Here is a 26,764-nt window from a genome sequence, read left to right as displayed (position 1 = left end):
TAGTAGTATACGCTACTTCATTAAACTTCCACCACAAGAACGGTATTCAGTTGGCAGACCCCACTGGCAAGGGCGCGATCGCACTTCTGAGCTGTTTGCCAGAATCTTCTCTATCCCCTAAAACGTATTCAGAGGTATTTCACTCCTCAGGCATTGCCTGAATAATCTGCATTGTTTCTACACTGACAGTACAAACTCGTTGCAGTAAATCAATCACTTGCTCTTTATAGTCTGCAAAACGGTAGGTATTGAATTTAGCGGCAATAGTAGGATCTTTAGGCTTCTTTTCTTTGTATTGGTCGAGAATCCACTCTAGAGCTGATCGATTACCAAGTTTATAGTCCCAAGCCTCTTTAGGAATTCCTTCTAGGGTCGTTACATCATCTAGAGTGATAATGCCTTTGATTTTGTCCGCTTTTAATTTGGTTTTATGGAGTCGTTTTGAGCCGTCTGGAATTGGTAGATTAACCCATTTGAGTGAATAATGAGCAACAGTTTCATAGTTAATGTGTAAATCCATTAGTTGCTTGCCCCAGTTAACCCATTGGTGGAAATCTTGGTAGAAGGGCAGACGCGGAAATTCTCGTTTTAGATTAAGTTCGTATTTTTGCCTGTAGTGGGGATTGTGGAGGATAGCGTAGGTATAGTGAAAAATATTTTTTTTGGTAATGGTTAAATCACTATAATGAGTTTGGAATTGCCCTAGCCCCCAATTCGTAATATTGTCAACACGTTTTCCGTCACTAGTATAACGATATAAAGGAAGACTTTGTGTCCCGCCATTCCCTTGCTTTAACAGACATAAATCTATTAATTTATCTGAAGCCAGAGTAGCAAGCTGATAAGAAGAAACAATGCCTAAAAAGCAAATTTGAATATTAGGCTTGTCTAATTGTTTGCCAAATATATCATAATGATTTGAAGTAATTAAATCACTTAAAACATCTTCTGAGTAGTAATTAATTTCCACGAAGGGTCTGTAAAGTGAAACTTGAAAATTATCAGATCTGGCTTTTACTGCTTTCTTTCTTGTAAATTCTTTTTTTAGATCTCTACTCCATTTTATATTTGATGGGAAGCTGAAATCTTTAGTTTCTAGGAGCTTGTTATATGTTTTGGCGAAAAATGCTACTTTTTTTTGCAGATTATCTTTACTAAAATCATAAACCCATTCGTCTCTATTTGTAACAATTCCATTACTGTACAAACGAAATACCGCTTTTTCGCTATCTTGGCTTTTTGCTGATTTTGTCTCTTTGTCGGCTAAGGTCAATAAAGACTCAAAATCATTGCCAGCAATATTTATCCAGTTATGTTTTTTATCGGGAGCAATATGTTCAAAAGGAATATTATCTAATTTCGTTTCTGCTAAAAAATTTAGTTTTGATTCTGCTGTCTCAAATTCTGGTCTACAATAATAAAGAATTTTGCATGGACTATAAGTATTGTTTTCTCTTTTAACCATAAAGGTAAGAGCAACACCTGTTTGAATACCGAAAACATTATGCTTTGTTCCTGAGAGTTTAGGATTAACTCTAATATCTCCACCTAAGTCAATAACATAAATCTCACTGAATTCCTCAGCCACTACTTTTCTAAAACCATCAAATGTTCTAGCGTTAATAAAAGAAGAATTGGTAATAAAGGCTAAGACTCCATTGTTGTTCAATCTACTTGTTCCCCATCGGAAAAAGCGGGAGTACATATCATATGCCTTAGTTTTCTGAGCTGTACTCTGCTTAACATAAGTATCCTTAATTAGTTTGTCTATTGCAGGATATTGCCGATTTTTATTATTATCATTTTCATTAACTTGATTGGCATTGTAAGGAGGATTACAAAGGATTACAGAAATCTTCTTTTCATTCTGACGCTTAATTCTTTCTGTGTTTTCTATACTTAGTCCAAATAGCTCTCCCTGCTTTCCCTCAAAAGTAGTATGTTCAAGTGTATCGACCAAACAAATATTTTTGAATTCCTCATACTTTTTGGTCTTTTGCCTGTAAGCATATTCAATATTTAAATTTGCGATATAGTAAGGTAGGATTGCAACTTCATTGCAATGAATTTCATTTTTATATTTCTGTTCTAATTTATCTTCTGAGAAATATTCAATTAGTTCAGTGACGAACGTTCCAGTTCCAGTCGCGGGGTCGAAAATCTCTACCCCTTTGTCTGATAGTAACTTGCCAAAATGTTTGTGAACTAAATAATCAGCTCCCTCAATTAAAAAGTGAACAATTTCATTTGGAGTGTAAACAATTCCTAAACGATCTGCTGCTTTTGGATTGTATGCTTTATAGAAATTTTCGTAGATTGCTTTGAGGAATTTTTGCTTTTCGTGATGATTGTAGATGTTGGCAGCAGTTCTTCTAATTACAGCATAGTAGCGTTCAACTGTACTCAAGATATTGCGTCGGATACTACCAGTAAAAAACGTCTCAATAATTTGCTGTACTTCACGGGCAATATTATTTTCCCTGTGAAACTGAGACTCACTAAAAATATTGATAAAAATATCTTCAGACAGAATATGTTGAATTAGCATTTCCTGAACATCTAACAAACTTATTTCAGGATTGATAGATTCTTTACAGACCTCCCAGAAGCGATTTCTCCGGCTTTTAAATTCTAAATTTGTCTTCTCTTGCTCCTGAATCATACTCCGTAGAGCATTCAAAATTGTTGGCAAGTCTTCCTTAAATACTTCAATTGCCTCCCGGAAGTCTTTAACTTCAGGACGAACATAATTAATAAAAGCGTTGATAGTTTTATCCAAACCATCCGTATCTTTCATTGAGATACGGGAAACTTCATTGCCAGCTTGAATTAGAACAGCAGATTGAGAATCTTCAAATAGAATGTTGCTATCGGGATAACCTTTGGCTAATTTCTTATTAATCTCCTCGTTGAGATTGTCGTATTGGTCTTTACTCTCCCAATAGCCCCAATCTAGCCTGAGAGCATCTTTAACCGTGCCATCAGGATAAACTATTTTGTTATTTCTAGTTTTGTATTCCAGTTCAGGAATCAATAGGAAGTCTCTAGTTTTGCAATACTCGTTTAGAAGATTTTGGAATGCCGTTCGGATTGCTGTTTCTTTACGAGAACCACCGTAGCGGATGATTTTTTCTACTTCTGTCTGATATTGGCTGATTAGTAGCTTAGACATTAAAAGATGACATCTATAAAAAAAGGGAGGTGCCACCCTGATGCAATCCAGCCTATTGGGGATAGTTGCTGAATAACTTGTGAAAATATCTGTACAACGAATAAGAATATTTCTATCTTTAGAGAATAGATGTTGTTCTCATTTGAGTTATCCCTAATAAAAAACAGCACTATTTCTCAAGGAACCGGACAAATTTAAACAAAAAAATAGTAATTCTGTACACCTGTTCTCACACCTTACCTACCTATCTAGCTAAAATGTATTACTTTGTAGCAATCTAGTGTGTAGAGGTATACTTTCCGAATTGGTGAAAGTTGTTTTTCCCAAAATCGAGTGTCTAACGGTTAGACACTCGATTTTTTTGGGAGCGCGATCTGCGCTTTGCTTTACTCGTTTCGCGATCGCAAAACCTGGTGGATATTCGACTGGGTGGGGATTTGAAACCGAGACGACAGTCAGGACGAGCCTACCTCACTCAATCTTCCCCACGTACACAGATTTCCGCTTCCCAGAGACCCAGAACCGCAGATACCGATAGGGACCGCAGCCGTTAATCATCTTCTCCTCGAAGTAGCCGCCGCCTCGCGTACCACGGGACTGACGATTCCCGGCTGGCACTGCCTTGGTTTGTGGCTCTGGCTGGGACGCTTCCATCAAGGCATCGATAATCGCTCTCATTTCTTCGAGTTCGGCACGATTCCATTGGTAGGCATGAGTCGCTACATCCTTGGGGCAGAGGCGGGTTGGCTGTTTGCGGGGCATGGTATTTAGGGTGCAAAATCTGGGGGATATAGCCTCCATTTTGCACCCTAAAACATAAAAAGCGTGGAAGGTGATTGAACTGGAAGAGTTTGAGCGATCACGGGTTGGCTGTTTGCGGGGCGTGGTATTTAGGGTGCAAAAACTGGGGGATATAGCCCCCGTTTTGCACCCTAAAACATAAAAAGCGTGGGAGGAGAGAGAACAGATGGATATTTGACTGGCTCAAGCTTTGAAGCATAGACGACAGTCGTCAAAGCGATCGCTCTTAATCTGTTCCCTTATCCTCAACTCTGGTGTATGACCGTTAAACATCGAAGCCATACACCAAGATATTGTTATCACTGTTCAATGCTCTCACAACTAATTCCTTGTCCCATCCGAACGTTTCCGTCAGAGTCTTCAAAAACGCAGCGCGTGTCTGACCAGAAGCTGGGGAATAAGAGCCGATGCCAGATAGGGAAGGTGATGATTGGGCAAACGAGCGCAATGAGCAATAGTATGCGTCTCCAGCGAACTTTTTCTGATGGTCTATTAGTATCCATAAAAAAGAAAACCCTGACGTTTTCTTCAGTATTCCCAGTTGGCTCAAGGCAAAGTAAGGCAAATCTGATCTGTTTTATCTTGCAGTTGAGGAAGCGAGTAAAGCGAAGCGCAGATCGCTCTCCAAACTTCCCTTAACTACGGCGGCTAAAGGTGAAAGAACTGGAAAAGTTTGAGCGAGGAGGTGCGATCGCTTTTGGACACTGATAAAACTTGATTGAAGTGGAAGAGCTTAATCAGAACGGGGCGATCGCTTTAGCCGTTACTCTGCCAAATTGCGGAGTGCATTAAAAAAAGGCTCCCCTGCCAACTGTTTTATCTCATATTTGAGTTCGGGGTCATACAAGTCTTTTAAGGCTTTGTGGGTTGCTGAATCTACTTCTACAGGTTGGAGAAAATCCTCCCCAATCAATGCTTGTAAGCGTTGACCGTCGTTGTAAAAGTATTCCTGAAGCAGGGGAATCACGCGATGATACCAAGTAAAGTGCAGGTCTTCAATATCGTTCACGTCTAGGAAATAACTATGTCCAATCTGATAATCGTGGCTAAGTAGGGCAACAATGCGATGATTCAGTTGTGCCAGTAGTTTGTCTAACTGTATGCCATCTATATCTTTGCCGTTGAGAAGGTTTGGATTGGGCATCAACTCAACAAAAGCAAACCGCCGCCGAATCGCAATGTCAAGTAGGGCAATTGAGCGGTCTGCGGTGTTCATAGTCCCTAGAATGTAGAGGTTTGATGGGACACCGAACTTTTGACCTGAATAAGGTAGGGTAAGCGTTAATCCGTTTCTTTCCCCAAGACGCTTATCGTCCTCAATTAGCGTGATGAGTTCACCAATTACCTTGGCGATGTTGGCACGGTTGATTTCGTCAATAATCAGAAGATAGCGGTGTTCTGGGTCAAGCTCTGCTTGCTTACAAATACTCTTAAACACACCATCTACAACTTCATAGCGCACTTGCCCTTCTTCATCAGTAATTGGCTTGAGTCCTTCGATAAACTCTTCATAAGCAAAAGATTGATGAAACGTAACAATTTCCAGGTATTTAGATAAGTCAGGCGCGGTTTGTTTTGGATTATGAATTTCTTGTAATTGTTCACTCAAATTCTCTTCAACATACTCCTGACCTGCTTCGGTTAGCCACCATTGTTTCTGGTCATTTTTCTCAAACAGGAAGGGAGAACGGCGGTTTGCATACAAAACTGTTTTAACGCTTGGGTCAGTGTGGCTTTGCAGCATGGCTTGAATCATATTGTCTAGTTTTTTAGTGGCTGTTAGCTTCCAGTATTCATTAATTAGTGGCTCGTCTCCTAATTCCGAAGCTCTAAAAAACTGTTTTTTCTGCTTATGTAAATAAAGGGTTAAAGCAATTACTTCATACCAATTTAGACCTTGTAAAATTTCTTGCCGCCGCTGTTTTGGCGAGATGGGTACTTGCAGTTGCTTGGATAGAAAGAATTCAGCAAACCTTCTTAGCCAGTAAGTTTTTCCTGTACCTGGTGGACCATACAGGATGATGTTACGAGTGCGTTCCGTAATCTTTATTAGCTGCTTGAGTTCTTGGGGAACAGTTGACGGTTCTAGTTCCACTTCTATATCTTCCATTAGCTCTTCTGTTGATTCAGAGTTTGTCATCAATGAACGCTCACCACCTTGGGGTAGAAGATGATATAGAAAACACATCATTTGCCTGGTGTCAAATTCTTCAAGCTCAGGTTGACTCTGCAAGAATTTTAAGAGCTGACGATTTGGGGAGTGCAGTCCTTCTTGTGGTTGTTGATAAAAATAGTTGAGAAAGTTTTTGAGATGAGTTGGATTGGAGATTGGAAGAAAATTTTCAGGAAAGTATAAATAAAGAGGTTTGGCTCGTAAAGAATTGCGCCGTGGTCCCAAACCTTGTTGGGCACCAATCTTGTCAAGTTTGTCAAACTGATTGGCTTCTACTGCCTGAATCAACTTCAATAGTCCATCTTTGAGCTTTTGGAAGGCTTCTTCAGGGCTGTCACTGCGTAAAGCTTTGTTCCAAGCCCACTTAGCTTCTTTCTTATTCCACCAAACTCCAAATTTAGAAACAGTGCCAGCTCTAATGCCTCCCAGCTCATGAGTTTTGAATTCTAACCAATAGCAAAAGCTGTCTGAATTTCGCTGACCGCTTGCATATTCTTCAAGAGTCAGGTCTGCTAACCTCTCTATCGGAAAACGTTGAACAAATTCTTCTCGGAGTTGCCGCAAGTTATCAGGCATCGTCTTGGGATTGTTCTGTAGCCAGTTGTGCAGTTCGGCACGCCAATCCTTGATTTGGTTATCCACGCTTATTCATCAGTATTGTTTTTAATCTTGTTATCAAGTTGTCACGCTCCTGTGACTTGCTTAAATCCCCTCGTAGATCGACTGTGGCGGCAACAATTACTTGTTCACTGTCTTCCAAGGTAAATTCTGCTTGTAAGGGTTGGGGAATATCCGCTGTCTGGGGATAGAGCAGTAGGACACGGGGAGATTGATAGCGATGAGCGTAGGCGTGCATTTGGTAGAAGTCGGATTCTGATACACCCAATTTTCGGTCGGTGGGTTTAAGTTGTTTGTACTTGGCATCTAGTAGTAGGGGAAAATTATCTCCGTTGCGGAAAGCGAGGTCGGGTTTGAGGCGGAAGACAGGTTCGCCGTGACTCGTATGTGCAAGGTGTAGGGTTGTTGTGTATGCCTGTGGTATCAACTCGCAGCTTCCCAGTTCGGCTGGCAGAATCTCTTCCCGATGGCGGCGAATAAAGTTAACGATGAATCCCTCAAACAGCTTGTTCATGTCGAAGACAAAGGCAAAGGTTGCCAAGTCACCTGCCGACAATTGCAAGCTACTGTTGTCGAGAAAAAGCTTTGCTAGGTTGAGCAGGGGTTCGTATCGTTGGTTGAGTCGGGTGATGGGAATGAGGCTAGCATCGTTAACTGTGGCTGATGGCAATAGTGTTACCTCTTCCATCCAATGCCGCAGTTCGCCTAAAATTTTGCGGTTAGTGGCATCGCGGCTGAGTTGCCAGAGGCGTTCGACAACGTAACGAAAGATGCGGTTGAGTGAGTTATCAGCACTGAATTCGTCGTAAGCAACGGCAAACAGATGTTGGCGTTCGGGACGGCGGAGTTGTTTTAAAAGTTGCCATTTGCCTTTGAGAACAGGTAAGACATCTTCAACGGTTTGGTAGCTGCGATAAGCTCCCCTGTGCCATTCTTCCCTTAAATTTGAGACTAGCAGACGGGTCAGGAGTTCAAACCAGTCTAGGTTGTTTTGCATTAACTGGGTCACAGCCGTTTCCCGCACCACTAATTGACCCGTGTATTCGAGCAGGTAAAGAAGATTGCGGTTAGCTTTGGTTGCTTTATCCTCGTCTTCCGAGCGGAACATTTTGGGTAACACTTGAACGGTGCGCCTGCCCAAGCGAAAAACACCGACGTATTGTGTTGCTTGAAGTTCGCGCTGACCTCTGCGTGTTATTGCTCGTAGAACCTCTACACCCAAGACTCGTCGCAGCCGCTCGATTGCTGCTAAGTCTCGCTCAGTCCAATCAAACCCAGCAGTAAAGCCATACTCAAAAATGGTGGTCACTGAAATCTCGAATGAGTTTTTGTGTCACTCTGGCACGAAACAATAAGCACAATCATTTACATTTGAAATCTAAACTTCTGGATTTTCAACCGTAATTTCCCCTAGAACTTAGAATTATCTAGATGATTTTTCAGTAAATCCCTCATTTTCCGCAAAGTTCATAAAGCCTAAGGTGTAGATGTGAGCTTTCTGGTGCTACACCACAGAGGAATAATTTTTGATGAAACTGAATAAAAGACTGACCAATCTGGTTTTGATTGGCTTAACGTTGATGCCTGTGACAATTCAAATGGCAGTGCTGACACCAAATGCGATCGCTCAAGAGCAGAACCCTGTAGCTCCTATCCTACAAGAGGTCTTACCTCAGTTACGCCAGATGTCCCAATTGCCAATCTTATTACCTTCTGAACTTCCTCCTGAAACAGAGCGGCTTTATGTTGGAGGGTCAGCCGGAGAGTCCTCTTACAACATCGAGATTGGCTATACCCCTGACTGTTCTGGTAGTGCTTGTATGGTTGGTAGTTTCTCGGCATCAACAGAAAGCTTCGGTCGGGATGGTAATCCTATCACTCTGGTAAATGGCATCAGAGGTTACTACCTGGAGACAACTTGCCCAATTTGCGGAGATTCGTCACTGAGTTGGGAGCAAAATGGCGTGTCCTACCTCATCCGCTATAAGGTTCCGGCTCAGACAAGTAAGCAAGTGCTAGAGGGGATGATGCGAATGGCTAACTCAGCAATTAAGGCAGGAGCAAGATAAAAACTGTAACAACAGTGAATTTGTAATAGACACTATCCAGTCTGAAGACTACTTAAGCCATTTCTATCTGCACTTAGCTGACAATAATAAAGATGAAAAATCTTAACCCGTCTCTTGCCACAATTCCTTTAGTTTCTCTGTCCCTGCTGAGTCTAAGTTTTTCGCCTGTTGCACTTGCTAATAACCCAAGTTCCGTCATACCCAAGAATACCCAGCAATCTTCAACGCTCATCGCGCAACAACAGATTTGTAATGTGGTTAATATTCAGACGGGTCAGTTAGCTTTACGCCATTCTCCTGGTGGTGAATCACGAGCGGGTCTAAATAATGGCAATACTGTGGCATTCTTGCGTGGAGGTGGTGTGCCTTGGGCTTATGTGCGTGTACTTAATGGTCCCAATAGTAGAGTAAATGGCTTGGAAGGTTGGGTAAATGCAAACTATTTATCTTGTAGTCAAGCTAGTGCCGTTACGCAATCTCCCCAAATATTTTGCGATGTGGTCAATATTCGGACGGGTCAACTCGCTCTACGATTCGCTCCAGGTGGAGAGTCGAGAGCGGGTCTGAATAATGGTAATACGATAAAGTGGCTCAGGGACGGGAATAATCCTTGGGTTTACGTGCGTGTTGTAGATGGTCCTAACAATGCGGTTAATGGTTTGGAAGGTTGGGTGAACTCGGATTACCTAGCCTGTTATGACGATGCTTAAAGTTGGTGCTTGCTAAGCCTGACAAAGCTGTAATTGCGTTCGGGCGATAGCGAAGCGAGTAAAGCGAAGCGCAGATCGCGTCTTGGCATCGTTGGAAGTGGGAAAGCAGTCAGCACAGTACAAGAGAGTCAGAGCAGTTGTGATTGAACTGGAAGACTTTGAGCGGGAAGGAGCGATCGCATCTTTAAAAGCGGGTCAGCAAGTAATTCCTGTCTCACTGGATGCAATTCGCTAGCGGTTGGCAAGCACAGCTATGAGTCTTAGCGTTTGAAGTGTCTAACCGTTAGACACTTCGGTTACATGATTTGCTGACATGGTTTAGTTTTTCAGCCTAAAAGCGCGATGCCCGAACAGCCATTACACTTCTCAGATTGAGGCGTGGTAAGCATTGAGTCAAAAAGTTGGAGGGAGTGACATGAATGAGCGATCGCATTAATCAACGCTTGCGAGAGAAAACCTCAGCTAAGGCGCGATCGCTTCAACTTGTGGAGTTTGACTTGACATAGGCACTACCCTCAGATGTAAAACTCCAAAAACTTGTACAACCCTTAGTAAAACCAAGTAGTGAAGTGTGAGAGGGCGATTGTCTTCGAGCCGACAAGAAAGAGTATCTAAAAAACAACCCTGATGGGTGAAAACCCTCTCAGGGTATTGTGCAATTTTCAAAAACCTTGGCTAGCAAAGGATTACTCACGCGGCTCGTCTTGGACAACAGTATAAGGTTGAGGCTCTCTCATACGCTTCTCCATGTGTTCGCGTCGAGACTTCGCTAGTTCTTGGTAAATTTTCTGACGCGCCAAATTCACGCTGCCGAGTGGCTCATGTTCGGGTAGGGTGTGCCAGGGTGTGAAGAGTAACCCTTCATCCAATCGCTTGCGCTCATCGAAATCAAACTTCTGACTAGGAATTCTGATAGTTGCTACCTTAACAAAGGGTGCATCCTCCTGTTTCCACTCCTTCATCGGGTTTTCCACTGGTGTTTTCTCTTCATCCACATGAAGCTGTATCAGGAAGTCAAAAATGGCATCTTTCCCTTGATGAGTTAGAAAGTTGACCATTGCCTCACGCAGATAGCTATCGGAATTAGACTCATCTGTAGAGGTTTCTACTTCATGCTGAGGCTTAACGGAAAACTTAATGGGATTAGAGCCTAACTTGTAAGGAGTCGTACTCCAATATTCAACGTCGAGAGGATTGGAAATCTTCTTGCTGCCCATTTCTTGAGCAATGGCAAGCGAAGGCTTCATAGCTTTCATCAGCTCTGGAGTGGCTTTTCCACTTTTCACGGTGGCAATATCAATATACCCTTTGACATCCTTCACAAAAAAGACTGGGTGATTTAAGAGAATGAAGTCCTGTGTTTTCTCCTCATCGTCTAGGACTTTTTCACCTTCGACGTTCATCAGTTTAATTGCCATGCCACGAGCATCTGGCTCTTTATCTGATTTGAGTTCACCTCGCTTCTCAGGGCTGGATGCATTGGAAAAACGAACCCAGATGGGATAAGTCAGAGGTTTGGCAAAAACACCAACCTTCATCGTCTCTGGAATATCGCTTTCAACGATAAACTCTCCCCAGAGTAACCCGTGACTTTTAGCATGGACGTGCCGTAAGTCTGGTCCCTTTTCTTGCTGCTCTTTACGGTTAGCCTCTAAAACCGTATTGGTCATAGCTACCTGTTCTGAGTCAGGTAATTGTGAATTGGTCATAACTCCTCAAACCTTTTACTTGCAATGGTTGTGACTTTTGGAAGTCAGGAAAAACTTGTAACGTGCCGCTGAAGTACCCGGTAGGCTAGATCTGTCCGGGGTTCAGAGGCTATTGGTTGACTCTGTTATAAGAGCGGTTGAGCCAAGATGTAAAGAGTGCGATCACCTTGGCTCGATTTTAGATAGACAGACTCATGGAGTATGTCGTGGTTCACGAGTTAGTAAACCTTGGGATAGGGTGGAGCGTATTGTGAGTGATTGGTGTGATGCCTACGGCGGGCTTCGCCAACGCAAGCAGTGGTTAGCCGAGAATCAGGCAAGCTTATGACCTTTAGAGATGGGTGAGACGTGGGAGCGATCGCACTTATCAACGGCAAGGCAGATCGCACTACTTTTAGGACTTGAACCAGGACAAGGAGCGATTGCATCTAAAAGCGGCTCAGCAAGTAATTCCTGTGTCACTGGATGCAATTTATCAGTCGTTGGCAAGCAGCTTGGTGAGTCTTAGCGTTTGAGTAAGTGTCTAACGGTTAGACACTTTTAAATATAGCTTTTTAGAGCATAATACGTTGTGGCTGATGAGTGTTGAACGTTTGACAGCTACGATTACGTGTTACTCCGCGAAGTTGGAGAAAGGAAGCAATCGCTCTCCAAACATCCCTTAACTAAGGCGGCTAAAGGTGATTGAACTGGAAGACTTTGAGGGGAAGGAGCGATCGCGGGTCATGAGACATTGGAAACTACCCGTTGTTACTGTCAACCTCTCGCCACGACTAAGCAAAAGCTGTGGAAGTGATTGGAGAGTCAGAATAAATTTCTATTCTTCCTGACGCTTGTACAACAGGGGTGAATTAAAGAAGAAGTAGATGCACCCTGATAACTGCCCTTTGCCTCACGGCGAGGGTTTTTTGTTTTGGAAGCAATCAGTACGGGTCTGCAATATCTTCATCTGTCCAGACCCAGCGGCGCTGAAAGTCAAAGGGTTGAATTTTGCCGGAAACAATGTCACGCAGCAAGTCAGCAAGGCGTGTTTTGGTGGAGTCGAAGTTGGACGTTTCGCAAATTCCGGTGACCTATGCGTTTAAAGATAGTTGTAATTCACAACTTATTCACAGCTTCTGGTTAACTTAGTAAGTAATCAGGAGTAAGCCTGAGCCGTAGCGCTAAGTTGAATTCTTATCTGAAAACCGCTAGCCAGCAATCTCGAAAACGTTGACTAGCTTATAAGTTACTAAAACCCAGGCTATATTGGTCTGGGTTTATTATTTGTATCGCTCTCCTAAGAAAAGAGAATGGTTTCTTGCTTGACCAAACTAATGTGATCGCATCCGTAAGTGCTGGCAGGAAAAGGCGCTCCAAGAGAGAGAAACGCGATCGCGTTCTGGCAGCGCTGGAGGTGGGAAAGCAATCGGCACAGTTCAAAAGGGTCAAGGCAGTTTTGGATCAGATGATGTCCTGAAAAAATTAAGAGTGTCTAACGGTTAGACACTCTTAATTTTTGGGAGGTGTGAACTGCGAAGCGCTTTACTCGTTTCGCGATCGCGTCAAGATTCCCAGCAATGATTGCTTCCCTAATCTCCCTTACCTTTGTTGTCAGATGAAGGGGGTGGAGTTTCCCGTTCCTCCACATAATCCTGAATCATGTCAAACAGAACATCAGTCATGTTCTTGCCGTCCTTAGCACAGACAGCTTTGAAAGAGTTCCGTAAGTCTTCAGGAATCGAAGTTTTGACGACTACTAATTTTTGCTTCTCGCTCAATGCCAAGACCTATATAACCTTTAGCCCTATTGTCTCATTTAGTAACAACAGAACTTAAAGTCTTTAAATTACTTAAAGACCTTAAGTGGTATAGTTACCATAAGTGCCAAACATTACTTATGTCTTACTGCTTGTGTTACCAATCCTGCACTTGTAGCAGACCGTGGAACTAAACTCAAAGCAGACAAAGTAAGGCATTGAAGCCAAAAGGCAGCGCTTCACCGACCAAAGTTTACCGCTGCCTTTTCGGTTCCCTTCTTACGAATAGGAGACCTTAAACCATGTTAATCAGACCTGGAAGCACTCGGAGCGATCGCTCCCAAGGTTACCAGCTAGCCTTGGACGATTTCGGCATTACAGAACTACTGACCCAACTGCAAAATTACTCTGATACTGACTTCGATACAGCACAGACGAACCCAACAAAACCGGAACTCGAAAGCTTAGCCGCCAATATCATCAGACAATCAACCACTAACCTCAACGGCAAAGCGATCGCTGACTACATAAAGGCTATGCGTCAAGGCAGCGCCAACATCCCTCCGGCATTAGTTCACCTTGCCGTACCGTCCCCATCCCTTGATTTACCTGCCAACTTCCCCAACGTGGAAACTCCTCGCTACTTGTATGGGGATAAACTCCGCTGGATTTGTGATGATGACAACACAGACTGGGGTGTTGTCAGTGGCAGATTCTATACCTTCGCTCCTCATCACTGTGCATGGATGTGGTGCTACCTGATTTGGCTAGACAAAAACTCCCCCAGTGCCACTCGTATCGTTGCTGATATCGCTTGGGAAAATGACCTTGAACCTGTTGATGAGGAGAAAAGCTGATGAAACCCTCACCTCGTCCTCTAGGTGAGCCGGAGCAAAACCTGCTCCGGCTTTATACCCACTGCCAACTTGGGATGACACCCCAAAAGTTTTACTCCAAGTGGGACGTTAGCCAAGAGCAAATTGCCTCGATCTGCGATCGCTCGATTCTTACGGTTCGCAGTTGGTTCGGGAGGGGACAAAACTCTCGCTCACCACTACCGATTGACCTGCGGCATCTGGCATTGATGGATTTCCTGCTGGAACATTGGGAAGACATTCCCGAATCACTGAGAAATCAACTGTGTCCACCAGAGCGTTGAGTTTAGCTAGTGTTTGTTGGGTAAAAGCCGACGACTGATGAACCAATGGCATGGCTGTTTGTGTGATGACAATTACATAAGTTGAACGAAATATCAATACAACCGCGATATGTATTTGCCTGCCACCCACTTGATAGGGTGGCTTCGTTATTTGAATGGCTCACAACTTATCTCCAAGAAAAAACATGAACAAACCGACCCGAAGCCAACAAGACGAGACAGTTAATCATCACTCAAACCAGCTTGAAAATGACTTGGAAAGACTCGGCTCACTCCAACTCAATTTACCGGGAGCTGACTTGAGTGGAGCTAACTTCAAGGGTAAAGATTTGAGCTACTCACAACTACCAGGTGCAAACCTTAGAAACACCAACTTCAAGGGTGCTAACTTAACAGGTGTCAACTTCTTTAACGCCAACCTGCAAGGAGCCACTCTCACAAGAAGCCAACTAAACAATGCCAATTTAGAACAGGCTGACGTGAGAAACGCTGACTTGCAGAACGCTCAACTCACCGAGGCTTGTCTGAGGGGTTCGATCTTGAATTACAGCACACTCTTCCGAGCGAATTTGACTGGGGCAAATTTAGAAGGTGCCAGCCTGCTCGAAACGAACGTAAGCGGTGCAATTTTACGAGGTGCGATTCTCACAGGAGCAAACTTAGCTCATGCCGAATTAGGAGACGCAGATTTGACAAATGCTGACCTGAGTCATGCCAATCTTGCTAAGTGTGAGCTTCTCAATACGAATCTAAGTGGTGCCAATCTAGAGAATACAATTCTCTCTCGTGGACTCAATCATTGCCAGAAAGTTTACAGCAATCACAAAATTTCAGAGTGGCAAGGAATGCGTTTCCGTTCCCAAACCGAAATCAAGATAGCAAAGGCATTAGAAGAACGAGGATTGTTGTACTGCCCAAATAGCTTGGTTCGTTTGGGGAATTATCACAAAAGCTTTGAGGTAGATTTTATCGTTTGTTATCCGACTCGTATGGGTTGGAGATGGGCGGTTTTGGAAGTTGACGGTTATTGGCACTTGCCTGAGAAAAGGGCTAAAGAACACGAAAGGGAACGACTGTTTGAACATAGTGGGGTGCGGGTGCATCGATTTGATGCCAACTTGTGCGAACAAGACTCGCACTCCGTCGTTAGCGAGTTGATGGATTTGATGAGTCACTAGCACGCGCTTCTCAGAGGTGGAATTTTCTCTCGGCTCACGCGCTTCGATTATCTCTCGGCTACGGCAACGAATTAAGCAATCTAAGTGTCTAACCGTTAGACACTTGATTGCTTTATGCCAATTCATCTAACAGTGCTGTGACCTCTGGTCAATCAGCGATATTTTCCCCACCCTAGTCGCTTGAGGAGAACGCGATCGCGTACTGCTGGCACTAACAAGCGTCTTGATGGCTCTACGCCGACAGAATCTGCTGAGATGTCAGAGTCAATTCAGGAAAAGCCTGAGAAATAATCCGTTCATTTCCTTTAAACTCAGTTGTCTTATAGCTACTACCTTCCAGTAGCAGAACTGAAACCTTAGCGTTTCGCAGATCTACAATCCAATACTCAAGAATTCTGATCGCTTTATACTCCTCTTCTTTACTGCCGTAGTCTGTTTTTTTAGAGCCAGGACTCACTATTTCAACAGCCAGTAGAGGCGGAGTTCGCAGGACAGCCGACGATTTTTTATCAGCTTTCAACTCTTGCCACTGTGATGAAGTCATTACACAGACATCCGGAGTGCGAGAATGCTCTTTCCCCGTAACTGGATTTGTGCGCGTGTATACTCCCACGTCGCGCTTAACTATCCAGGGGTGTTCGAGTCGGCGGATTTCTGCTCTGAAAGCATCAGATAATAAATCAATGGCATCGGAGTGGTCAGCCGTTGGCAGTGGAACCATCGCTAGTTCTCCGTTGACCAACTCATAGCGGTTGTCCGTGCCGTCATCGTAGGTAAGATACTCCTCAAAAGTTAGGCTCTTTACAGATGCTTGAGTCATAGCGATCGCTCCTTCAAAAACCTTGTCATCCAGTAGCGCTGTTACTTCCTGCTGGTATGAACCTCGATTATCGTCGTAAATCATCAGGGTGTCTAACAGCCGATGACGTGAAAGCTTAGCTTCCGCATCAAAGTTACCAAGGTTTGGCTGGCTTCCCTCATTCCGCCTCAGTGGATTAACTCATATGCTGCACCAATCAGGAGAAACCCCTAAGCCGCTGCTCAGGGAGTTTGGGGGGTCAAAATGTACTTCCTTATAGTTGCTTGCGTGCTGTAAAGTTGCGTTTCGTCTCTCAACCCAACCGACAAACGTGACGTAGGCTTCAAGCCGTCAATCCACCATCCACATTGAGCGTTGCCCCAGTAATGTTTGCAGCCTTTGGACTCGCTAGAAAAGTAACGAGTTCTGCCACATCCTGCGGCTTGCCATAGCGCCCTATAGCCGTCAGGGCACTCAGCGTTTCCCCAAATGGGCCGTTTTCTGGATTCAGTTGTGTATTAATCGGACCCGGTTGAACAGTATTAACCGTAATCCCTTTAGACCCTAAATCTCGTGCCTAGCCCTGACTCATAGCCGCCACGGCTCCCTTACTCATCGCGTAGAGTGAGCCTCCTGTAAAGGGCATCACATCCCCAAAAACGCTGCCAATGGTAATAATCCGACCGCCCTCGCCCATGACTTTTACCGCCTCACACACAGCCGCGAATACGGCACGGACATTGACTTGCATCATCCGGTCAAAATCCTCAAGTGTGGTCTCACTCACCGATTTCAACTCAAAAATCCCAGCATTGTTGACGAGAATATCCAACCCGCCAAATTGACGAATCGCTTCCTTAACCGCAGCCGCAACACTCTCCGCCTGCATGGCATCGGCTTGGATGGCAACTCCATTAACCCCGTACTGCTTGATTTCGCTCACAACCTGGTGTGCCGTCTCTGCGGATTTACTATAAGTAATTGCAACATCAGCTCCCTCAGATGCCAATTGTGAAGCGATCGCCGCACCAATGCCTCGGCTACCACCCGTGACAAATGCTTTCTTTCCTTTTAGATCAGCCATCCAATTCTCCTTTAGTGATAACGGCTACTTACAAAATAGAACACGCACAGCCCGTGCCTCCCCTGACATCCGGCTAAACTCCCAACCTTGCTCATTAACGCTGACGACAACTGACTACTTTTTCGCTGACTTGGAGCGTGAAGCTGTTGCGCCTCGCTGTTTGTGTAGCAAGCGTCCCAAAAACAATGTTTGACTCCCGCAACTAATCAGGCAATCGAGTGTCTAACCGTTAGACACTACATCGTCATAGGTTTATTTCCCGACGTATGAAATCATAGTTTGAGCAAGTTAGGGTATTAATTCCGAATACATACCAACTGTTTAGGTTTCAGGACTAGTGTTAATAGGATTGCACGGCTCCCAACTCCCGGTGCCCAACTCCCCACCTTTACCCGCATGACTCAACATTGACAATGCCGCTACGGCTCCCCGAACCTGTTCCGGCTTCACTTCTAGATATTTCTGCAACTGCTCTAGATTGTTATGTCCCGATATCTCCTGAATCACTCTCAAAGGGATACCTGCATTCGAGAGTTGGGTTAATCCAGTACGTCGAAAACTGTGGGTGCTACCTCCCTCAATCCCTACCCGACTCATAGCTTCTCTCAATATCCTTGCGGCTGAATCCGAGTTGATGTGTCCTCTACCCCAGCGACCTGGAAAGAGATACCCGCTCTCTGGATGTTGGTATGCAATTAGCAACCCTCGTAAATCCTCAATCACTGGGATGCTTCTAGTCGCAAGCTTCCCCTTGGTGTTACCTTTGCGGAAAAGAAGCTCTGGTCTAACTTTCCCCTTGCTGTAGACATCGTTAACGTTAAGGGTGCAAGCTTCGTTAATGCGACAACAGCAGTAGAGGCAGATTCCGAACAAAGCGCGATCGCGGTCGGTCTGCAACCCTTGACTAAAGAGCAACTGGATTTCCGACTGGCTGAGAATCTTGGCTTGACCGTGGCGGTCTATTTTCATCTCAAAAGCTCCGGCTCTTCTACCAAAATTATCGGATTACGTGTCTAACCGTTAGACACATAACCAATAGTTATGCGAGAATCTGACACAATTCATATCAAACTAGAGCGTGTCTCCCCGTTTTTTGAAAGGAGACGGTTTCCTGAAAACTTTCCGCAAGGTGGAGGCTGTGGAGATGCCATCCGCTATTCGGGTTTGTAGTACTCAAAATTGGATACTACAGAAGTCAGAAGTTAGGGCAGAAGCGATCGCCTTTTAAAAACTAATAATTCATCAGGTTACACCGATAGCAAGGGCAGTTAGGAAGTTAGAACGTGGCTAGATTCTAGAGTTTTTTTGTTATATCCGTTATATATTTCCGTTGCGGTTACTTCGGCTCTAGCTCATTTAACACTTCAAATGCGATCGCGCTCATTCTGAAGCCCCTGACTAAAGGGCAACTGAGACTAGATAGTCTAATCAATAAATGTAGATAGTACTCTACATTTATTGAAGTAGAGAAAGAAATAACCCATCAATAGCTTGGGCGGCTTGATTAAGCATGAAGCCCTGGAAAAGGATAATTCCGATAAAGAGTCCTAAAAGACTAGCTAGGATAATAAATGTTGAAATCTCAAAGCCCTGAGAACGACTAGAGGAAAACATCGGTAAATCAGGATTAAGCTCGGAAATTTCTTCAAACTCAACCGGATGTTCTATAGAATCGGTTAACTGTTGTAGAACTTTTTTGACCTGAGCATCATTACGAAATTGTCCTTGACCAACAATTAGATTCCAGGTAGGAACAAAGAAACGATAAATTTTCACAGTGATTACCCCGGCTGTAGTCAGGATTGAATTGGAACTAAAAGCTTGTTGAAGAGTCCAGTCTCCCCAAAGTTGGCAGTTGGAGAACATCCTGAGGAAGGCTGTTATCCTGCGGTCTAATGGCTTGAATTACCTAAAACCCGTCTGTGAGCGCGTTTCTTCTCGGAGTCGAACTGTCAGCAAGTCATCACCTATTGTTAGATGACTTGCTATTGCCATTGCTAGCGTCGATGAAGCAGCGGCTGAAAGGGGTGAAACCTGGAATCCAACAAAAGTGATTGTTTATACCATTCTGGCAGAAACTCCTAGCCGCAGCAAGATCTAGGGGTAGGCAAGGGCGCGATCGCACTTGCCCTTACAGAGCCGTCTATAGGTGATAAGGTGCAAGCTCTGAGTTACCCGGTCGGGAATAGTTAAGGAACTCAGCTTGGACGAACCGACTCTAGAGAATCGGGTGATTCAATTCGCCGAAAATCCGCAGCTTTTAGCCGCAGCAGATTGTGGATAAGAATTGGGGAATTAGGCTTTTTCAAGTCTTTCGAGTACAGGTTACATAAACGACTTGTAGAGATGATGCTCAAAGGAGTCTATCAATGTCGAGACAGCCGTCGCTGAATTCTTGGAGAGGATATCTAGCAGCAAGTCTAGGAGGTGCGACAGGTGCCGTCGTGCTAACGGCAATATGTTTATTTTTAGCTTATGTATATGTACGAAGCCAAAAGAACGGGGGACTTGAGGGACTTGTGGTACTCCTATTGTGTTCGTATGCTGGTTTTTGGATTGGAGAAGTGCTTGGTTGTTGGCTAGCTTTACGTTTGGGAGGTTATGCAAAGGCTTCACGAACAACTTACCTTCTAGCCGGACTGACCTTTTTTGCGGTCTTAGTCTTTTTTTCCAACATTCCGATGGCTTTTACGAGGGGAATAAACGCGGCGTTCTGGGTGCTAGTTGGCTTGACTTCGATAACTTTACCCTTGCTGGCACGGTTTTTGGCTCGGTAAGTCTGAAACTAACGAGGGCTTGCAACCTATCCAAGGGTTAAGAGTTCTATTTGGCAAGACCTGCCAAGTTCAACGCGATCGCATCCTCACCCGCCAAGTGAGCAAGTCGGCTCCCCAGTCCATGCCGTCAAACAAGTTGCTAGACCAGTTAATTGTTCAACTCAAGAGTTTCACCAATTCAAAAAGGCAGTAATTCAGCAAGGTGAACATAGACAAATGCAGCAAGGCGAATTATGCTGCCTCTACGGGTTGAGGAGACACCATGTTAATAACGGTGGCTGGATTTAAAGGAGGCGTGGGGAAAACGACTTCTGCCGTTCATCTTGCTTGTTACTTCGCTTCGATTGGCAAGACATTACTGGTTGACGGTGACCCAAATCGAAGCGCGACTGGGTGGAGTAAGCGAGGGCACCTGCCGTTCAAGGTTGTAGACCTGATGCAAGCGGCTCTCTATTCTCCTTCCTACGAACACATCGTCATTGACACAGCGGCTAGACCCGACCGGGATGATCTCGAAGCCTTGGCAGATGGGTGCAACCTTTTGGTACTACCGACAACCCCAGATGCTTTAGCAATTGATGCACTAATGCAAACGGTAGACCAACTACAGACATTAGGAAGCGATCGCTATCGAATCTTGTTGACGATGGTTCACCCTAAACCTGTGAAGATGGCAGCGCAGGCTAGAGTCGCTTTATCCGAGGTGCCAATGTTTAAACGGGATATCAGACGTTTAATCTGCTACGAGAAGGCATCGCTAGAAGGTGTACCCGTGTATGAGGTTAAAGACCGGATGGCAAAACCCGCTTGGCAAGACTATCTAGCAGTTGGTAAGGAAATCTTGTCATGAGCGACCCAAAAGATTTGTTCAAGAAGTTGGTACGTGAACGGAACGAAGCTCAGCCCGTGGTGCCGGATTCCGCATCACCTGAACCAAAGAAACGCGGTAGACCAGCTATAGGAAAACGGAGCGATCCGAACTGGATTGGTAGAACCTACTACATCCGCAAAGAAACTGACCTAGACGTAGAGGATGAGCTGTTAAAGCTAAAGCGACGGGGAATTGAACTGGATAAGTCGGAGTTGGTTGACTCGTTGCTCGATGCTTGGCTGAAATGGCAGCAAGGTGAAGATTCAGAAAGTCTGCTGTCTGAAATTACGCCAAGGCGAAAAGATGATTAAAGACGTATTATAAGAGTGTCTAACGGTTAGACACTCTTGGCATTGTCTCGGTCAGGTGCGATCGCATTCCTGAACTGTTTGCGAGAACCTTCTTTTAATCTGGGTGACTTTTCAGACACTTTCTTACGTCAGGTACACGACAACCCTCGTTTTTTACTGCAAGCTCTAATTTGAGTCTAGAAACTCCACCCAGCCGTACCGACCAATATTCAACTTCATAAGGTTGATTGATATTGATTCTTTTGAAGTCAAGAGGTCTGCGAATTTTTTGATTATCAGGCATATTTCCTCCTTAAAGGAAAGGTTTCCTGCTTTGAAACTACCACTACCGAAATTGGCGTATGCCTCAATGGTGGAATTAGTAGTTGACAGACAGGAGTGATTCGTCGTGAAAAGAGAGTATTACGACTTAAGAACGGATAACAACCCTCAACAGTAGAAAGCTAGGAATTTGACAATGGAATCTATCGCATTCGCCATACTGCTTTTTGTCACTTATTTTTGTGCCGCCTGCTGCTTTTTCTACAGCCCAAAAAACTCAAACCTTACAACAGAGACAGTACTAGAGTGGGAACCAGAGGAACTGAACAGTTTGGTTCAAGCCATACGTGCTGAATTTGATCCACAGCCTGTAGTAGAGGAACCTGTAGAGGAAGCTAATTAGAATCCGCATAGAGTCTCATCAAACAATTCATTGCTGCCTCTTGCAATTTCGTAAAAAACATTAACATGGTGTTTTAGTGCAATTTTATTCCTAATAGATGAAGCTTCAATGAGAAGAAATAACAACATTGTACTAACCGGAATACCCAGAGCTGGCACGACACTCACTTGTCATCTGTTGAATAAGTTGCCGGATACAGTTGCCTTACATGAGCCAATCGAGTTTCGCAAGATTCTTAAATTCAAGAACCATCAAGAAATTAGCGATTATGTTGCAGGCGTATTTGAGGAAATGAGAACCTCAATATACAACCAAAAAACGGCACTATCAAGACAGGTTAAAGGTCAAATCCCAGATAATAATTTTGGAGAGGATAAAGAAAAGGATTCCGGCTTAAGAAAAAATCTAGTTTCAATCGGTAAGGTTGATATTGAAAAGAACTTGAGTCCTGACTTCCTACTGGTCATTAAAGAACCTGGTATATTTACAGCTATTCTGGAAAACTTGACTGAGCATTTTCTAGCTTATGCGGTAATTAGAAATCCCTTGTCCGTGCTAGCTTCCTGGAATACTGTCCCATTTCATGTTACGAAAGGTCGTACACCTGTCGCACGATTGGACATTATCTTGGCACAGGGATTGGCAAAAATAAAAGATACAATAGATAAACAAATTTATATTTTATCCTGGTTTTATGATAAGTACAAAACCTGTCTGCCAGAGCCATCAATTTTACGATACGAGGATGTTATTGCTTCAGGAGGAAAAGCTTTAAACGCAATTCACCCTCAAATCCATACCTTGAATGAGCCATTGGAAAACAAAAACCTAAATAAGTTGTATGACCGAGAACTGATGTTAGTTCTGGGGGAAAGGCTTTTGAACTCAGAGGGTGCCTTTTGGGACTTCTATTCTAGAGAAAGTGTAGAAATCCTATTAAAAGATTGTACAACGCCTCTTAGTAAAGAAGGCTAACTTGCTTGAATAGGCAGGTAACTACAAGACTATCAATTGTTATTGAGGAGTTACGGAGATAATCATGCTGAAGCTAGAGAGTTATGCGCCAACACAAATACAAGAGCTAAATGTTTTATTAGAATCTCAGCCTCTTCAATTTGAGAATGGAACTTATATTGCTAAGGGTTCAAAAATTACTTGTCCAAAGGTATCGATTGGTCAAGGAACAAGAATTAATGGGTCTATCAAACTTAAAGGTGCCGATGCGATTCAGATAGGTAAATACTGTGCGATTGGAGAAGAAGTCGATATTCTTTCGACCAACCACACGACTAATACCCTGAATCTGCAAAATGTCTTGCAACTAGAAATTACGGGAAGTGTTACTCCTGCTAATAAGAAAGGAGTAGAGATTGGCAATAATGTTTGGATTGGAGACCGAGTGATTATTTTACCTGGGGTGAAAATAGGGGATGGAGCCGTGATTGGAGCTGGAGCTGTTGTGACTAAGGATGTTGCTCCGTTCTGCATTCATGCCGGAAATCCAGCGAGGTTTCTAAAAAAACGATTTGAAGACGATGTTATTGAGCTTTTACTAAAGATTAAGTGGTGGGATTGGTCGCTAGAAAAAATGAAACAAAATAAAGATTTATTTGAAATCGAGTTGTTGAGTGCGGAGAGTAAGTCTTTACTAGAAAAGTATGTAGGGACTGAAGGCTGATATCAAGTCTGTGCAATCGAATCGTTGGAAAGACAACTTTCCGACAAGCCCCGTGTCTAACGGTTAGACACGAAACACAATTTCTGGCGGAGTGCGATCATATTTTTAAAGAGTTAGCTCAAAACAAAATTTCCTCAAATCCCCCATCCACCGAAAGTCTATGCCTTTTGCCGCCGCGATAACGCTCATGAGGCTTTTTCAGTAAGAGATATCACTTTTGGACGGTGATTTAGGTCACTAATGCCTCAAAAATAAATACTAAACATCCTCTCGATAAAAAGGTCTACATGACGTGACATCACCTTTGATAAATCCACTACCGCTAGAAGAGTACGCTTCTCACGAGGTTGTGACCTACTCTTATAGCGGCGGCAGATGGGTTCTCATCAAGTCTTATGCCTTGGTAGACGCGCTCACCCTCTACTCAGCAGTAAAGGAAATAGGCACAGAAATCTATATCTTCCCTCCTGACCTCGACCCCAATCATTTCAGCAACCTAGATATTCTTCTTTTGCAAGAGCCATCAATATCAGTTCCTGTCGATGAATCTTTGGTTTAACTGTCCTTCCAAAAAGCTCTAAACCTCATACGTGCCAAAAACGGAATTCCTTTCAAAATTTACTCCCAAAGGTAGTTAGCAGTATGTAAATAAAGGGAAAAATTATATAGAGATATGGTGTGAGATTTACTACTTATGGATTCAAGCTGGCAGCTTCCACTTCCACTAGAGGACGCTGAATCTGTGAATATTGTTGTCTGCTATCACAGCGCTCAATGGATTCCTCTTACGTGTTTTAGCTACAGTGAAGCACTAAGCCTTTCCCGTAAAGCCTCGCTTAAGGGTAAAGAGTTGCTTCTATTTCCCGCAGGTTTAAACCTTGAAAATCAAAATATTTTATTGTCTGGATTTTCTTGTTGTCAAACTTAACTTGAACCTAACTCTTCGACTTTTTGTTTTTGAATATTGCAGGGTGTTTAATTGTCGAAAATGAAGCTCTTTAAAATTGGGAAATATTTAATTAATCCCCAATGTATTGTTCAAGCTTGGACTAATTTTGATGCTTCGGAAATAAAAGTCTGCCTTTCATGTAACAACAGTGTAGTTGGGGTAGAAAGCCTTTGTGTCAGAGAAAACGAAGGACAGTTAGAAAAAGTAGAGGACGTGTGCCTTACTTTTATTGGGGAAGAAGCTGAAACACTAAAATCCTACTTTACTAATTCAGAAGATATAATAATTTCTTGATTATTAAAATAAATGATGTGCTGCAACTAGAGAGTTGAAAACCTTGTTGTAGTGATTTGTAAGGTCTTTGTTGAAAGATTTACTCTAGTATTTGCTCTAACCACTCTAATCGAATTGCCTCTGATTTTCGTGCTAAATACCACAAGCTTATTGACCTGGTGGTATCCGTTTCACTGAAGCTACGCTGGGACAACCATTTTATTCGCTGTTCCCATTCTTCATTTAGTGTTTTGATGTTAAGCATTGACTGATAGTTTAATTCCTCTTCATATATTAAAGACGATTACACATCTATCTTTAGAAAGGAAACATGAAGCTTTAGAAGAAAAATATGAAGAATAGCTATTGATCAGATATTACTAAGTCAAAAAGTTAATGGGGGCTAGCTAGCAGTTTCGAGCTAGTTCGATTGGAGTGGTTAAATGAAACACTCGATGCTGCTTATTTTATCTACTAGCACTAAGATTAATTTCAACTAAAAAGAGTTAAACCGAAGACAGATTTAACCCTTATCACAAAAAAGCTGATTGATGGAGATTAATAAGCTTTTTTTTATAATCTCTCTTTTATGAGTTCATAAAGAGCTTGGCTATGATTTCTCGGAGTTGACGGGTCAAACATTAACTCAAAATATCTTTGGATAAGTAACCAATGGCGGCTCTGAGGTGGAAGCTGTGCCACTTCCCACCAAAACTCTTGCTTGTCTACAAAATGCTTGAAACAGTTCTCGTCACAGGTTTGTTGTAAAATCTTAAGAGCATAGGTTGCCGCAATCCTTAAGGCGTATCTTCTCATTAACTCGATATCCATTGGAAGCTGTGAAACCTTGAAACTTTAGCCGCAAGCCCTCAATCTCTAGATAACTTAATAGCAATCCTTTTTTATCCATCTGACGGAAGGTATAACCCGATTTGCTCAGGATGGGCAAGTTCATCCGAAGGAAGGATAAGGCAAACAATAGACCTCTAACTTATGGGGGAGCTAGCTCAAAACTATGGTCAGTCAAACTACAGGATTACCGCGATTAGTAGAAGCAATAGAAGTGCCAGAAGAAAATATTAGGTGCGTCCTGAGTGAGTTTCAGTGGCATCAGCCGATTAATGTTTACGGGATTAGCCCTAGCAGGTACGAATACATCAATACCTGCGACATCTCCGAGCTAGAGGTAGTGCTGAAATGCCTTCAATCGGATTGGTGGGAGAGTTTTGCTATAGAACCTATTGACAAGCCAGGACGAATAATAAAAGTCACTGAGGTCAAGTCGTTTAGAGATAAGTTACAACAATCACACCTGGCACAACTAGACAAAACAGGGGTTAATTACCGTCAACCTGTTGCGGTTCAAAACCTTTAGCAAAAGACAGAGCGCTCACCTTATATCTTTCGAGGATTGTGAGTGTGTTTCTAGTTAATGCCGACTTGTTAGCACTCAATTATCTAATCGAGGAAGTTTCACAGCCTTTAACCAAAACTCTTCAATGAGGTTCACCAATTGAGTAAACTCTTTTATCCCCGTAGGCTTTTGAACAAAAGAATTTGCACCTAAGTTATAACTTTCGACCGTTTTAGCCTCAGCCTCACTACCAGTCAGAACAATCACGGGGATAATTTTGAGTCGTTGATCATTTTTAATGAGAGAAAGAACCTCCAGACCGTCAAGACCAGGAAGGTGAAGGTCAAGCAAAATTAGGTTAGGTGTGACGGCATTAGTATACTGCCCTTGACGATTTAAGTAGGAAAATACTTCGTCACCATCATTGATGACAGAAAGATTGATGTTCAATGTTGAGCGTTCTAGTGCTGCCTGAGTTAGCTCGACATCATCTGGGTCATCTTCGACTAATAAAACTTCCAGGGTTTGCTGTTGAGTGTACATTTTTTTAGAGACAAACGGCTGAGCGCAATCACTACCAACTACTTCGGACGCTTGACTGCCCAGTTAACTTCCCGTCAAGAACGTTCAGTACACTTGGTATATGATTACATGCATTGTTTGGGCTGACTTGGGA

General features: G+C 43.3%; 32 protein-coding genes and 1 pseudogene. 20 read left to right on the top strand and 13 right to left on the bottom strand.

Annotated elements, in window-relative coordinates:
• Window positions 1–139 precede the first annotated feature (139 nt).
• The 4 genes from AC5JL3_RS19885 to AC5JL3_RS19870 form a co-directional block, all read right to left on the bottom strand.
• Complete coding sequence (locus AC5JL3_RS19885; protein WP_496076119.1) at window positions 140–3,172, bottom strand: type ISP restriction/modification enzyme; 3,033 nt, start codon at window positions 3,170–3,172, stop codon at window positions 140–142.
• A 471-nt stretch (window positions 3,173–3,643) separates the two neighbouring features.
• Window positions 3,644–3,934 carry a hypothetical protein gene (locus AC5JL3_RS19880; protein WP_496076118.1) on the bottom strand — a complete coding sequence of 97 codons (291 nt, stop codon included), beginning with the start codon at window positions 3,932–3,934 and terminating at the stop codon, window positions 3,644–3,646.
• Between the two features lie 802 nt (window positions 3,935–4,736).
• A complete protein-coding gene (locus tag AC5JL3_RS19875; protein ID WP_496076117.1) occupies window positions 4,737–6,788 on the bottom strand; it encodes an McrB family protein in 2,052 nt (683 codons plus the stop codon).
• The gene (locus tag AC5JL3_RS19870; protein WP_496076116.1) at window positions 6,781–8,073 is read right to left on the bottom strand and encodes an McrC family protein; all 1,293 of its coding nucleotides are present in this window, start codon (window positions 8,071–8,073) and stop codon (window positions 6,781–6,783) included. Before AC5JL3_RS19870 ends, AC5JL3_RS19875 begins: the two co-directional genes overlap by 8 nt.
• 220 nt (window positions 8,074–8,293) lie before the next feature.
• Here AC5JL3_RS19870 and AC5JL3_RS19865 point away from each other — a divergent pair, with 220 nt between their 5' ends.
• From AC5JL3_RS19865 to AC5JL3_RS19855, 3 genes are all read left to right on the top strand, one after another.
• A complete protein-coding gene (locus tag AC5JL3_RS19865) occupies window positions 8,294–8,833 on the top strand; it encodes a hypothetical protein (RefSeq protein WP_496076115.1) in 540 nt (179 codons plus the stop codon).
• 92 nt (window positions 8,834–8,925) lie between these two features.
• Window positions 8,926–9,543: an SH3 domain-containing protein gene (locus AC5JL3_RS19860; protein WP_496076114.1), complete on the top strand. Its 618-nt coding sequence runs from the start codon at window positions 8,926–8,928 to the stop codon at window positions 9,541–9,543.
• 82 nt (window positions 9,544–9,625) lie between these two features.
• Window positions 9,626–9,778: a hypothetical protein gene (locus AC5JL3_RS19855; protein ID WP_496076113.1), complete on the top strand. Its 153-nt coding sequence runs from the start codon at window positions 9,626–9,628 to the stop codon at window positions 9,776–9,778.
• A 451-nt stretch (window positions 9,779–10,229) separates the two neighbouring features.
• Here the strand turns inward: AC5JL3_RS19855 and AC5JL3_RS19850 are convergent, their stop codons facing one another.
• Entirely contained in the window at window positions 10,230–11,252 is a 1,023-nt protein-coding gene (locus tag AC5JL3_RS19850; RefSeq protein WP_496076112.1) for a catalase family protein, read from the bottom strand.
• A gap of 112 nt (window positions 11,253–11,364) precedes the next feature.
• Between AC5JL3_RS19850 and AC5JL3_RS19845 the strand changes: the two genes are divergently transcribed.
• From AC5JL3_RS19845 to AC5JL3_RS19830, 4 genes are all read left to right on the top strand, one after another.
• Window positions 11,365–11,580 carry a hypothetical protein gene (locus AC5JL3_RS19845; RefSeq protein WP_496076111.1) on the top strand — a complete coding sequence of 72 codons (216 nt, stop codon included), beginning with the start codon at window positions 11,365–11,367 and terminating at the stop codon, window positions 11,578–11,580.
• Between the two features lie 9 nt (window positions 11,581–11,589).
• Window positions 11,590–11,760 carry a hypothetical protein gene (locus AC5JL3_RS19840; RefSeq protein ID WP_496076110.1) on the top strand — a complete coding sequence of 57 codons (171 nt, stop codon included), beginning with the start codon at window positions 11,590–11,592 and terminating at the stop codon, window positions 11,758–11,760.
• Window positions 11,761–12,118: 358 nt separating this feature from the next.
• The gene (locus tag AC5JL3_RS19835) at window positions 12,119–12,337 is read left to right on the top strand and encodes a hypothetical protein (RefSeq protein ID WP_496076109.1); all 219 of its coding nucleotides are present in this window, start codon (window positions 12,119–12,121) and stop codon (window positions 12,335–12,337) included.
• Window positions 12,338–12,552: 215 nt separating this feature from the next.
• Entirely contained in the window at window positions 12,553–12,711 is a 159-nt protein-coding gene (locus AC5JL3_RS19830; RefSeq protein WP_496076108.1) for a hypothetical protein, read from the top strand.
• A gap of 112 nt (window positions 12,712–12,823) precedes the next feature.
• Here AC5JL3_RS19830 and AC5JL3_RS19825 read toward each other — a convergent pair whose 3' ends face one another.
• The gene (locus AC5JL3_RS19825) at window positions 12,824–13,012 is read right to left on the bottom strand and encodes a plasmid partition protein ParG (protein WP_496076107.1); all 189 of its coding nucleotides are present in this window, start codon (window positions 13,010–13,012) and stop codon (window positions 12,824–12,826) included.
• A 281-nt stretch (window positions 13,013–13,293) separates the two neighbouring features.
• On the opposite strand from AC5JL3_RS19825, the gene AC5JL3_RS19820 reads away from it, so the two are divergent.
• The 3 genes from AC5JL3_RS19820 (at window position 13,294) to AC5JL3_RS19810 (ending at window position 15,328) form a co-directional block, all read left to right on the top strand.
• Window positions 13,294–13,848 (top strand): hypothetical protein, encoded by a 555-nt coding sequence (locus tag AC5JL3_RS19820; protein ID WP_496076106.1) that lies wholly within the window; start codon window positions 13,294–13,296, stop codon window positions 13,846–13,848.
• Window positions 13,848–14,150, top strand: a complete 303-nt coding sequence (locus AC5JL3_RS19815; RefSeq protein WP_496076105.1) for a helix-turn-helix domain-containing protein — start codon at window positions 13,848–13,850, stop codon at window positions 14,148–14,150. Before AC5JL3_RS19820 ends, AC5JL3_RS19815 begins: the two co-directional genes overlap by 1 nt.
• A gap of 185 nt (window positions 14,151–14,335) precedes the next feature.
• Complete coding sequence (locus AC5JL3_RS19810; RefSeq protein ID WP_496076104.1) at window positions 14,336–15,328, top strand: pentapeptide repeat-containing protein; 993 nt, start codon at window positions 14,336–14,338, stop codon at window positions 15,326–15,328.
• Window positions 15,329–15,560: 232 nt separating this feature from the next.
• On the opposite strand, the gene AC5JL3_RS19805 is transcribed toward AC5JL3_RS19810, so the two are convergent.
• The 3 genes and pseudogenes from AC5JL3_RS19805 to AC5JL3_RS19795 all read right to left on the bottom strand — a co-directional run bounded on the left by AC5JL3_RS19805 (window position 15,561) and on the right by AC5JL3_RS19795 (window position 18,180).
• Entirely contained in the window at window positions 15,561–16,232 is a 672-nt protein-coding gene (locus tag AC5JL3_RS19805; RefSeq protein WP_496076103.1) for a Uma2 family endonuclease, read from the bottom strand.
• A 238-nt stretch (window positions 16,233–16,470) separates the two neighbouring features.
• Window positions 16,471–17,211: pseudogene (locus AC5JL3_RS19800) on the bottom strand (3-oxoacyl-ACP reductase family protein).
• Window positions 17,212–17,532: 321 nt separating this feature from the next.
• A complete protein-coding gene (locus AC5JL3_RS19795; protein WP_496076102.1) occupies window positions 17,533–18,180 on the bottom strand; it encodes a tyrosine-type recombinase/integrase in 648 nt (215 codons plus the stop codon).
• A gap of 109 nt (window positions 18,181–18,289) precedes the next feature.
• Between AC5JL3_RS19795 and AC5JL3_RS19790 the strand changes: the two genes are divergently transcribed.
• Window positions 18,290–18,439 (top strand): hypothetical protein, encoded by a 150-nt coding sequence (locus AC5JL3_RS19790; RefSeq protein ID WP_496076101.1) that lies wholly within the window; start codon window positions 18,290–18,292, stop codon window positions 18,437–18,439.
• A gap of 227 nt (window positions 18,440–18,666) precedes the next feature.
• Here the strand turns inward: AC5JL3_RS19790 and AC5JL3_RS19785 are convergent, their stop codons facing one another.
• Complete coding sequence (locus tag AC5JL3_RS19785; protein WP_496076100.1) at window positions 18,667–18,987, bottom strand: hypothetical protein; 321 nt, start codon at window positions 18,985–18,987, stop codon at window positions 18,667–18,669.
• Between the two features lie 593 nt (window positions 18,988–19,580).
• Here AC5JL3_RS19785 and AC5JL3_RS19780 point away from each other — a divergent pair.
• The 4 genes from AC5JL3_RS19780 (at window position 19,581) to AC5JL3_RS19765 (ending at window position 21,170) form a co-directional block, all read left to right on the top strand.
• Window positions 19,581–19,988 (top strand): hypothetical protein, encoded by a 408-nt coding sequence (locus AC5JL3_RS19780; protein ID WP_496076099.1) that lies wholly within the window; start codon window positions 19,581–19,583, stop codon window positions 19,986–19,988.
• Between the two features lie 19 nt (window positions 19,989–20,007).
• Window positions 20,008–20,181 (top strand): hypothetical protein, encoded by a 174-nt coding sequence (locus AC5JL3_RS19775; RefSeq protein ID WP_496076098.1) that lies wholly within the window; start codon window positions 20,008–20,010, stop codon window positions 20,179–20,181.
• A 69-nt stretch (window positions 20,182–20,250) separates the two neighbouring features.
• Entirely contained in the window at window positions 20,251–20,838 is a 588-nt protein-coding gene (locus tag AC5JL3_RS19770) for a ParA family protein (RefSeq protein WP_496076097.1), read from the top strand.
• Entirely contained in the window at window positions 20,835–21,170 is a 336-nt protein-coding gene (locus AC5JL3_RS19765) for a hypothetical protein (RefSeq protein ID WP_496076096.1), read from the top strand. The genes AC5JL3_RS19770 and AC5JL3_RS19765 overlap by 4 nt, the downstream gene beginning before the upstream one ends.
• A 94-nt stretch (window positions 21,171–21,264) precedes the next feature.
• On the opposite strand, the gene AC5JL3_RS19760 is transcribed toward AC5JL3_RS19765, so the two are convergent.
• Window positions 21,265–21,453: a DUF3606 domain-containing protein gene (locus tag AC5JL3_RS19760; RefSeq protein WP_496076095.1), complete on the bottom strand. Its 189-nt coding sequence runs from the start codon at window positions 21,451–21,453 to the stop codon at window positions 21,265–21,267.
• 174 nt (window positions 21,454–21,627) lie between these two features.
• Here AC5JL3_RS19760 and AC5JL3_RS19755 point away from each other — a divergent pair, with 174 nt between their 5' ends.
• From AC5JL3_RS19755 to AC5JL3_RS19740, 4 genes are all read left to right on the top strand, one after another.
• A complete protein-coding gene (locus AC5JL3_RS19755) occupies window positions 21,628–21,834 on the top strand; it encodes a hypothetical protein (protein ID WP_496076094.1) in 207 nt (68 codons plus the stop codon).
• Between the two features lie 108 nt (window positions 21,835–21,942).
• Complete coding sequence (locus AC5JL3_RS19750) at window positions 21,943–22,809, top strand: hypothetical protein (RefSeq protein ID WP_496076093.1); 867 nt, start codon at window positions 21,943–21,945, stop codon at window positions 22,807–22,809.
• 64 nt (window positions 22,810–22,873) lie between these two features.
• Window positions 22,874–23,512 (top strand): CatB-related O-acetyltransferase, encoded by a 639-nt coding sequence (locus AC5JL3_RS19745; protein WP_496076092.1) that lies wholly within the window; start codon window positions 22,874–22,876, stop codon window positions 23,510–23,512.
• A gap of 292 nt (window positions 23,513–23,804) precedes the next feature.
• Window positions 23,805–24,071 (top strand): hypothetical protein, encoded by a 267-nt coding sequence (locus AC5JL3_RS19740; RefSeq protein WP_496076091.1) that lies wholly within the window; start codon window positions 23,805–23,807, stop codon window positions 24,069–24,071.
• A 1,236-nt stretch (window positions 24,072–25,307) separates the two neighbouring features.
• Here the strand turns inward: AC5JL3_RS19740 and AC5JL3_RS19735 are convergent.
• Window positions 25,308–25,565 carry a hypothetical protein gene (locus tag AC5JL3_RS19735; protein ID WP_496076090.1) on the bottom strand — a complete coding sequence of 86 codons (258 nt, stop codon included), beginning with the start codon at window positions 25,563–25,565 and terminating at the stop codon, window positions 25,308–25,310.
• A gap of 184 nt (window positions 25,566–25,749) precedes the next feature.
• On the opposite strand from AC5JL3_RS19735, the gene AC5JL3_RS19730 reads away from it, so the two are divergent.
• Window positions 25,750–26,109, top strand: a complete 360-nt coding sequence (locus AC5JL3_RS19730; RefSeq protein WP_496076089.1) for a hypothetical protein — start codon at window positions 25,750–25,752, stop codon at window positions 26,107–26,109.
• A gap of 75 nt (window positions 26,110–26,184) precedes the next feature.
• Here AC5JL3_RS19730 and AC5JL3_RS19725 read toward each other — a convergent pair whose 3' ends face one another.
• Window positions 26,185–26,631, bottom strand: coding sequence for a response regulator (locus AC5JL3_RS19725; protein ID WP_496076088.1), 447 nt, complete (start codon window positions 26,629–26,631; stop codon window positions 26,185–26,187).
• Between the last annotated feature and the right edge of the window lie 133 nt (window positions 26,632–26,764).

The organism is Symplocastrum torsivum, from assembly GCF_059505465.1.
This window is presented reverse-complemented; position numbering and strand designations above follow the sequence as displayed.

What these genes read in the sequence shown, in the direction of transcription:
- AC5JL3_RS19810 (WP_496076104.1), top strand. Translation starts at nt 14,336, where the DNA reads ATGAACAAACCGACCCGAAGCCAACAAGACGAGACAGTTAATCATCAC.
- AC5JL3_RS19780 (WP_496076099.1), top strand. Translation starts at nt 19,581, where the DNA reads ATGTCGAGACAGCCGTCGCTGAATTCTTGGAGAGGATATCTAGCAGCA.
- AC5JL3_RS19760 (WP_496076095.1), bottom strand. Translation starts at nt 21,453, where the DNA reads ATGCCTGATAATCAAAAAATTCGCAGACCTCTTGACTTCAAAAGAATC.
- AC5JL3_RS19750 (WP_496076093.1), top strand. Translation starts at nt 21,943, where the DNA reads ATGAGAAGAAATAACAACATTGTACTAACCGGAATACCCAGAGCTGGC.
- AC5JL3_RS19885 (WP_496076119.1), bottom strand. Translation starts at nt 3,172, where the DNA reads ATGTCTAAGCTACTAATCAGCCAATATCAGACAGAAGTAGAAAAAATC.
- AC5JL3_RS19815 (WP_496076105.1), top strand. Translation starts at nt 13,848, where the DNA reads ATGAAACCCTCACCTCGTCCTCTAGGTGAGCCGGAGCAAAACCTGCTC.
- AC5JL3_RS19725 (WP_496076088.1), bottom strand. Translation starts at nt 26,631, where the DNA reads ATGTACACTCAACAGCAAACCCTGGAAGTTTTATTAGTCGAAGATGAC.
- AC5JL3_RS19850 (WP_496076112.1), bottom strand. Translation starts at nt 11,252, where the DNA reads ATGACCAATTCACAATTACCTGACTCAGAACAGGTAGCTATGACCAAT.
- AC5JL3_RS19820 (WP_496076106.1), top strand. Translation starts at nt 13,294, where the DNA reads ATGTTAATCAGACCTGGAAGCACTCGGAGCGATCGCTCCCAAGGTTAC.
- AC5JL3_RS19745 (WP_496076092.1), top strand. Translation starts at nt 22,874, where the DNA reads ATGCTGAAGCTAGAGAGTTATGCGCCAACACAAATACAAGAGCTAAAT.
- AC5JL3_RS19865 (WP_496076115.1), top strand. Translation starts at nt 8,294, where the DNA reads ATGAAACTGAATAAAAGACTGACCAATCTGGTTTTGATTGGCTTAACG.
- AC5JL3_RS19880 (WP_496076118.1), bottom strand. Translation starts at nt 3,934, where the DNA reads ATGCCCCGCAAACAGCCAACCCGCCTCTGCCCCAAGGATGTAGCGACT.
- AC5JL3_RS19755 (WP_496076094.1), top strand. Translation starts at nt 21,628, where the DNA reads ATGGAATCTATCGCATTCGCCATACTGCTTTTTGTCACTTATTTTTGT.
- AC5JL3_RS19765 (WP_496076096.1), top strand. Translation starts at nt 20,835, where the DNA reads ATGAGCGACCCAAAAGATTTGTTCAAGAAGTTGGTACGTGAACGGAAC.
- AC5JL3_RS19735 (WP_496076090.1), bottom strand. Translation starts at nt 25,565, where the DNA reads ATGGATATCGAGTTAATGAGAAGATACGCCTTAAGGATTGCGGCAACC.
- AC5JL3_RS19770 (WP_496076097.1), top strand. Translation starts at nt 20,251, where the DNA reads ATGTTAATAACGGTGGCTGGATTTAAAGGAGGCGTGGGGAAAACGACT.
- AC5JL3_RS19835 (WP_496076109.1), top strand. Translation starts at nt 12,119, where the DNA reads ATGCACCCTGATAACTGCCCTTTGCCTCACGGCGAGGGTTTTTTGTTT.
- AC5JL3_RS19805 (WP_496076103.1), bottom strand. Translation starts at nt 16,232, where the DNA reads ATGATTTACGACGATAATCGAGGTTCATACCAGCAGGAAGTAACAGCG.
- AC5JL3_RS19795 (WP_496076102.1), bottom strand. Translation starts at nt 18,180, where the DNA reads ATGAAAATAGACCGCCACGGTCAAGCCAAGATTCTCAGCCAGTCGGAA.
- AC5JL3_RS19860 (WP_496076114.1), top strand. Translation starts at nt 8,926, where the DNA reads ATGAAAAATCTTAACCCGTCTCTTGCCACAATTCCTTTAGTTTCTCTG.
- AC5JL3_RS19730 (WP_496076089.1), top strand. Translation starts at nt 25,750, where the DNA reads ATGGTCAGTCAAACTACAGGATTACCGCGATTAGTAGAAGCAATAGAA.
- AC5JL3_RS19840 (WP_496076110.1), top strand. Translation starts at nt 11,590, where the DNA reads ATGGGTGAGACGTGGGAGCGATCGCACTTATCAACGGCAAGGCAGATC.